At 67.0% G+C, this 7,126-nt stretch carries 7 protein-coding genes and 1 pseudogene; all 8 read right to left on the reverse strand.

The window, feature by feature from the left end; genetic code table 11:
* Positions 1 to 260: 260 nt before the first annotated feature.
* Positions 261 to 683 carry a ketosteroid isomerase family protein gene (locus tag A5706_RS06600; RefSeq protein WP_068128399.1) on the reverse strand — a complete coding sequence of 141 codons (423 nt, stop codon included), beginning with the start codon at positions 681 to 683 and terminating at the stop codon, positions 261 to 263.
* 15 nt (positions 684 to 698) lie between these two features.
* Positions 699 to 2,711 (reverse strand): FAD-dependent oxidoreductase, encoded by a 2,013-nt coding sequence (locus A5706_RS06605; protein ID WP_068128402.1) that lies wholly within the window; start codon positions 2,709 to 2,711, stop codon positions 699 to 701.
* Positions 2,712 to 2,726: 15 nt separating this feature from the next.
* Entirely contained in the window at positions 2,727 to 3,854 is a 1,128-nt protein-coding gene (locus tag A5706_RS06610) for an NDMA-dependent alcohol dehydrogenase (protein WP_067011255.1), read from the reverse strand.
* A gap of 152 nt (positions 3,855 to 4,006) precedes the next feature.
* Positions 4,007 to 4,561 (reverse strand): hypothetical protein, encoded by a 555-nt coding sequence (locus A5706_RS06615; protein ID WP_068128403.1) that lies wholly within the window; start codon positions 4,559 to 4,561, stop codon positions 4,007 to 4,009.
* Between the two features lie 2 nt (positions 4,562 to 4,563).
* On the reverse strand, positions 4,564 to 4,773 hold the full coding sequence (locus A5706_RS06620; RefSeq protein WP_068128405.1) for a ferredoxin: 210 nt from the start codon (positions 4,771 to 4,773) through the stop codon (positions 4,564 to 4,566).
* 12 nt (positions 4,774 to 4,785) lie between these two features.
* Positions 4,786 to 6,138, reverse strand: a complete 1,353-nt coding sequence (locus tag A5706_RS06625) for a cytochrome P450 (protein WP_068128406.1) — start codon at positions 6,136 to 6,138, stop codon at positions 4,786 to 4,788.
* Positions 6,135 to 6,959, reverse strand: coding sequence for an SDR family oxidoreductase (locus A5706_RS06630; protein WP_068128408.1), 825 nt, complete (start codon positions 6,957 to 6,959; stop codon positions 6,135 to 6,137). Before A5706_RS06630 ends, A5706_RS06625 begins: the two co-directional genes overlap by 4 nt.
* Positions 6,960 to 7,126 (reverse strand): annotated as a pseudogene (locus A5706_RS32910) (cytochrome P450); the annotation flags it as partial.

Below are 7,126 nucleotides of genomic sequence, written 5' to 3' on the forward strand. Positions count from 1 at the left end.
CGGGGCTACCGACACATCATCGTGAAAGCAACCCATTCAGAAACCACCGACCGACACACTGTCCACCAGTGAGCGACAACTGCAGGCGCACACTCGATCAGGCCGGATTGTCGCTCCGAGGCGGGCACGAAGGAGCATCCCTCCCGCCAGAGGCCAACGTGACGGATGTGACAAGACGCCTTCGCCGATCGTTCGCGGCCTCAGCGGAAGATGTTGACGCTACAGCAACCTCACCAGGCTCGGCCGCATCGGCTGAGCGGCTACTCTTCCTTGCCGAACTTCATCATGTCGAGGTTCCAGTAGCCGCGCATGCTGGTGATCAGGCCCGCGTCGTTGACCTTGTAGGTGAACACCCCGCGCACCGTGCTGGTGAACCCGCCCTCGAACTTGCTGTGCAGCACCAGGATATGGGCGATCTCGTCGGGCGAACTCGACGGGAACGTTTCCTCACACGTGATGGTCAGCTGGTTGGCCGCGATGTTGTTGTCGTAGAAGGCCGCGACGCCCTCCTTGCCCTTGACGCCGTCGCCGTCGGGGTTGGTGACGGACTTGCCGATCGGGTCCTCGACGACGACGTCGTCGGCCATCAGCGCGAGCCAGCCCTCCCGGTCGTGGGCTTGCACGCAGCGCCACGAGGATTGCGACGCGGCCAGTGCCGGTGAGGCCTGAGCGGTTTCGGTCATGGTGTTCTCCTGTCTCTAGATTGCGCACGCGGCCCGTGCGCCTTCCTCGGTGGCTTTGCGGATGAGGCCGAGGCCGGTGCAGTCGCCGGCGGCGTGCACCTCGGCGCCCGGCATGGCGGCGACCAGTGTGTCGAACAGGCCGGTGTCGGGCTGGACCGTGCCGGCGATGACGACGCTGTCGGCGGCCAGGTGCCGGGTGGCGCCGCCGGCCGGCGTGAACACCACGGCCTGGGTCGTGATCCTTTCGACGGCCGCGCGGACGTGCACGGTGACGCCGAGCCGGTCAAGGCGATCCATGTGCTCGGTCTTGCGTTTGTTGCCCACCTCGGGCGCGATGTCCTTGCCCGCCTCGAGAATTGACACGAACCGGCCGCGGGCGGCGAGGAACTCGGCGAGTTCGAGAGCGACCAGGTCACCGCCGATGATGGCGATCCGCCGGCCCAACGGCATCCACGCGCGACTTGCCAGCCGGAAGGCGGCGGGGTGCACCAGCCGCTGTCGCCGGCCGGCGAACAGTCGGCCATCGAGCAATTCGCGCAACCCGGGACCGGTGTGCACGTGCGGCAGGTCGGCGCCGGGAATGACCGGCACCGCGACGTGCCCGCCGGTGGCCACCACAACCGCGTCGGGGGCCTGCGCGGCCACCTCGTCGGCCGAAACGCCGCGGCCCAAAAGAACTTTCACCGTGCTGGCCTTGATCTCGTCGCGCAGGTATTGCAGGAAGGGCTGGTTCTCCGGATGCAGGACCGACGCCCACCGCAAGGACCCGCCGAGTTGGCCGCCGCGCTCGAACAGCGTCACGCGGTGGCCGCGCTCGGCGGCCACGCGGGCGGCCTCTAGCCCGGCCGGACCGCCGCCGATCACCACCACGCGCTTGGCGCGGTCGGCGCGCGGCGCGGCCAGCTCCCGCTCCTTGCCGGTGCGGGGATTGACGGCGCAGTCGACCGAGAAGCGTTGTTCCATTGCGTCGATGCAGTTTTCGCACGAGATGCACTTGCGGACCCGGTGTGCTCGGCCGGACCGCAGCTTGCCCGGCAGGTCCGGGTCGGCCAGCAGTGGACGCCCCATCGCGACGAAATCGGCACGCCCGTCGGCCAGGATTCGTTCGGCCCGCACCGGGTCGTGGATGCGGCCCACGGCGATCACCGGCACGTCGACCACCTGCTTGACCGCGGCCGCGGCGCCGACATTGAGCTCGTCGCCGTCGTCGGCGCCGTTGACCATCCCGGTGACGAGCCGGTCGATCACGCCGCCGCTGACGTGGAACGCACTCACGCCGGCGGCGACGAGTGCGGTGGCCAGCCGCGCGGTTTCGTAGATCGGCCGCCCGCCCGCGACCCGCTCGTAGCCGGAGATGCGCAACGTGATCGGCAGCGCGTCGCCGACCTCCGCGCGGATCGCGGCCAGCGCCTCCAGCACCACCCGCGCCCGCCCGCGGGACGAGTCGCCCCGGTAGTCGTCGGTCCGCCGATTGCGTTGCGGGGCAAGAAAAGACCCCAGCAGCATGTAGCCGTGCGCGGCGTGTAGCTCGATGCCGTCGTAGCCGGCCTCGACGGCGCGGCGCGCCGCGGCCTTGAACAGATCGAACACCTCGCAGAGCTGGCGCTTGCTGATCTCGGCCGACGGCCGCCCGGTGAGGTAGGACGGGATCACCGAGGGTCCCAGCGAGGTGACGCCGAAGATCTCCGGGCCGAGCCCGTCGGGCCCGGCGTGCACGATCTGGGGCTGGATCTTGGCGCCGTGTTCGTGCACCGCCTCGACCAGCGCCCGATGCGCCTCGACCGCGTCGTCGGTCGCCAGGTGCAGGCCGCCGGGCGTCTCGGGGTGATGGTGGTCGACCCCGGTGGCGCCCAACGTGATCAGGCCGACCCCGCCCTTGGCGCGCGCGGCGAAGTAGTCGCGAGTGCGCTGTGACGGCAGCCCGTCCGGGGTGCCGTACATCGTCTCCATCGGGGACATGACGACCCGGTTGCGCACCGCCATGGCGCCGATTCGTCCCGGCGCCAAGAGGTGGGGAAAGCTGGTCACCGAGGACCGGTCGGATTACCGGTCGGCGTCGGTGTACCGGATGACGCCGCGAATGTTCTTGCCGTCCAGCATGTCCTGGTAGCCGTCGTTGATCTGCTCGAGCTTGTACTGGCGGGTGATCATGTCGTCCAGGTTGAGCTTGCCGGCCTTGTACATCGACAGCAGCTGCGGGATGTCGTATTGCGGGTTACCGCCGCCGAAGATGGTGCCCTGCAGGTTCTTCTGCATCAGGGTGAGCATCGCCAAGTTCAGGGTCACGTTGGTGTCGAGCAGGCTGCCGATCGCGGTCAGCACGCAGGTGCCGCCCTTTTGGGTGATGTTCAGGTAGGCGTCGACGTCGGCGCCGTGCAGCTCGCCGACCGTCACGACCACCTTGTGGGCCATCAGGCCGTAGGTCACCTCGGCCATGCCCGCCAGCGCGGCGTTGATGTCGGGGTAGACGTGCGTGGCGCCGAACTTCAGGGCCTGATCGCGCTTCCACTCCACCGGGTCGATCGCGAAGATGTAGCGCGCGCCCGCGTTGACGGCGCCCTGCAGCGCCGCCATGCCCACGCCACCGACGCCGACGATGGCGACGTCCTGGCCCGGCCGGATGTCGGCGGTGCGGACCGCCGAACCGTAGCCGGTGGTGACACCGCAGCCGACCAGGGCGGCCACCTCAAACGGGACCGACGGGTCGATCTTCACCACCGAGCTGCGGTGCACGACCATGTACGGCGAGAAGGTGCCCAGCAGCGTCATGGGAAAGACGTTCTGGCCGCGGGCCTGGATGCGGAAGGTGCCGTCGGATACCGCGGCGCCGCCGAGCAGCCCCGCCCCGAGGTCACACAGGTTGCGCAGGCCGGCCTGACACGTCGGGCAGGACCCGCAGGACGGGATGAACGACAGCACGACGTGGTCGCCCGGGGCGATGTCTTCGACGCCGGGACCGACCTCGGTGACGATGCCCGCGCCCTCGTGGCCGCCCAGCACCGGGAAGCCCGCCATCGGGATGCCGCCGGTAACTAGATGGTGATCCGAATGGCACATCCCGGCCGCTTCCATCTGGATCTTGACCTCGTGCGCCTGCGGGTCACCGATCTCGATTTCCTCGATCGACCACGGCTGGTTGAATTCCCAGATCAGCGCGCCTTTTGTTTTCATGAAGGACCTCCATCAGCATGCCCTGACCCGAGTGTCGGTGAAAGGGGCCGGCCGGTGCCGGACGGCAATTTAGAACGTGTTCTCATTCGCAGACCATTATGACCTGCATCACCGGGCTGTCGACAAGGGGGGACCACCAACCGGTCGGGAGATCACCAGATGGGTACCGGTGCTTGTCCGAGGGGGTAGTAGCCGGGAAGCTTCTCGCCGGCCAGGCTGCGCTCGATGCGTTTCTGCATGCCGGCGGACAGATCGCCGGACTCGATCAGGGTCGCGAACATCTTCGCGACGTGACCGAAGTCGAAGAAGTCACGCTGCCACTCGATGAGCTGGTCGCCGTTGAGGCGGAACCAGCTGCCGCCGATCCCGTAGATCTCGTCCTGGGTGCCGTCGGTCTTGTTGACGATCTGCTTCCAGAAGCCGACGATCTCGCCCTGCTTCTCGTCGATGAGCACCTTCTGGTACTCGTAGACCCAGTTCTCCAGGCCCTCCATCTCCAGGCCGAGCGCGATGTCGCGGATCTCGTCGACGCCGACGCACATCACGTCCTCTTTGGGACCGATGTTCCAGCCGTAGGTGGCGTCCTTGGCGTAGAAGTCCGCCAGCGGCTTCCAGTCTCCGGCTTTTTCGCAGTCCCGGTTGGCCTGCAGCCACCGGTCGACCCATGCCTCGAGTTCCGCGCGTGAGTGTGACGGCTCCGACGTCATTGTCAGTCTTCTTTCTCTTTGATGAATAGTGCTTGCGTTGGGCACATAGCGACCGCGCGCTCGACTTCGGCGCGGGCGTCTTCGGGCGGTTCCGGGTCGAGGATCTCGACCTTGCCCCGCTTGGGCACCCGGAAGTAGTCCGGCGCCTCCAATTCACACATGGCGTGGCCCTGACACAAATCCAGATCCGCTTCGATCCTGAATCCGCCCATGGGACTGACTCCTTACGCGCTGCGCTTGCGGTAGCGGGCCTTGGCCGGCCGGGCGAGCTGGACGACCATCTTGGAGTGGTCGTTGTGGTAGCTGTCGGCGGGCTGCGCCATTTCGAACTCGTACTCGCGCAACAGGACCGAGAAGATTGCCTTGATCTGCATCTGGGCGAACGCGGCGCCAACGCAGCGGTGTCGGCCCGCGCCGAACGGAATCCAGGTCCAGCGATTGACGATGTCGGCCTGCTCGGGCTTGTTGTAGCGGTCGGGTTTGAAGGCGTCCGGCTCGGGAAAGTCCTCGGGAATCCGGTTCGAGATCGCCGGGGAGGCCGCGACGTAGTCACCGTCGTGAATCGGGAAGCCTTCGACCTCGAACTCGCCCTTGGCGACCCGCATCAGGATGATCAGCGGCGGATGCAGTCGCAGGGTTTCCTTGACCACGTTGTCCAGCTTCGGAATCGAGCGCAGCGCATGGAAACTCACCTCCTGACCGTCGGCGTACAGCTCGTCGAGCTCGGCCAGCACCTCGGCGTACACCTCGGGATGGCGGATCAGCTCGATCAGGGTCCACGCGGAGGTTCCCGAGCTGGTGTGGTGCCCGGCGAACATCAGCGAGATGAACATCCCGGTGACCTCGTCGGCCGAGAAGCGCAGGTTGCCCTCCTCGTCCTTGATCGAGACCAGCACGTCGAGCATGTCGCGGTCGGCCTTGTCCTTGGGCGGGTTCGCGATTCGCTGATCCATGATTTCCTGCACCAGCGCAACGAGTTTCACGCGTGCCTCGTCACGGAGCCTGAAACTCTCGATCGGCAGGTAGGGGTCGACGTAGCACAGCGGGTCGGTGCCCCGCTCCAGCATGTGGTAGTACTCCGCGAACCGGTGGTCGAGTTGCTCGCGGAACTTCAGCCCGATCAGGCAGGCCGTCGAGGTGTAGATGGTCAGCTCGGCGAAGAAGTCGAGCAGCTCGATCTCGCCTTCGTCGCCCCAGTTCGCGATCATCTTCTTGACTTCGCCCTCGATGGTGGCGGCGTGGCCCTTCATCTGCTCGCCGCGCAGCGCCGAGTTGTGCAGCATCTCCTTGCGCCGCTCCGGGCTGGCGTCGAAGACCACGCCCTTGCCGAAGATCGGCGTCATGAACGGGTACGCCTCGGCCTGGTCCAGATCCTCGTCGGCGGAACGGAAGAAGAATTCGTTGGCCTTGGAGCCGGACAACAGGATGACGTGCTTGCCGGCCAACTGGAACCAGCCGACGTCGCCGCACTCGTCGCGCACGCGTTGCATCAAACCGATCGGGTCGGTGCGGAATTCCTCCAGATGACCGTGCTCTTCTTCGCCACCGGACACCCGCGGCACAATCGCTGTGGTCATGACGGCATCCCCTCTTCGCCGAGTGCGAGCTTCTGGCGATGTTTGTTGTCGGCCAACGGGGCTTCGGGCTGAAGCTCCATGTTCGCGATGAAGCCACCCCGCGGCGTCTCAGCGACGAACGTGATGGCTCGCGCCAGGTCCGCCGCGCGCAAGAAGTAGTCGTGGCGGGCCTGGCCCCACTTGGCCCAATCTTCCAGTGCGGGGCCGATCTTCTCGGCCGGCAGGCTCCAGCCCATCGCTGTCTTCGTCGGGCCGGGGTGCACGATCGAGGCCCGCACGCCGGTGCCCTCGAGCTCCATCTGGAAGTTGGTGACCATCGCCAGCAGCGCGGCCTTGGCCGCACCGTAGGCGCCCATGTGCGGCCGCTGGCGCAGGGCCACGTCGGAGCCGACGAAGATGAGGTCGCCGCGTTGACGTTCGAGCATGCCCGGGAGGACGGCGGCGGCCAGCCGGTTGGCGCCGACGAGGTGGATCTGCAGCTGCGATTCGAACTCGTCGGTGGTGATCTCGGCGAGCTTGCCGAAGTACGTGTCGCCCGCGCCGGTCACCAGCACCTCGATGTCACCGAGCGCATCGACCGACTGTGCCACAAAGGATTTCACCGAGTTGGGGTCGGTGACGTCCAGGTGGAATCCGACCGCCTCGCCGCCCTCGGCGTTGATCTTGCCGACGATGTCGTTGATCTTTTCCACCCGGCGGGCCCCCAGGGCGACGGGGAAGCCGTGCGCCGCGAGTTCGATGGCGGTGGCCTCCCCGATCCCGGAGGATGCGCCGGCAACGATCGTGGGCCGGCGTTCGGGCAACGGGTCAAAGCGGGGCATTCAGCGGACCTCCACGGTGATCGGTAGGTGAGCGAATCCGCGGACGTTGCTGGAGTGGACGCGGACGGCGTTGGCCTCGTCTACCTCATATCCGCGGATCCGCTTGAACAACTCGGTCAGCGCCACCCTGGCCTCCATCCGGGCGAGGTGGGCGCCCAGGCAGAAGG

The organism is Mycobacterium sp. E796, assembly GCF_001672815.1.
Lineage (GTDB): Bacteria > Actinomycetota > Actinomycetes > Mycobacteriales > Mycobacteriaceae > Mycobacterium.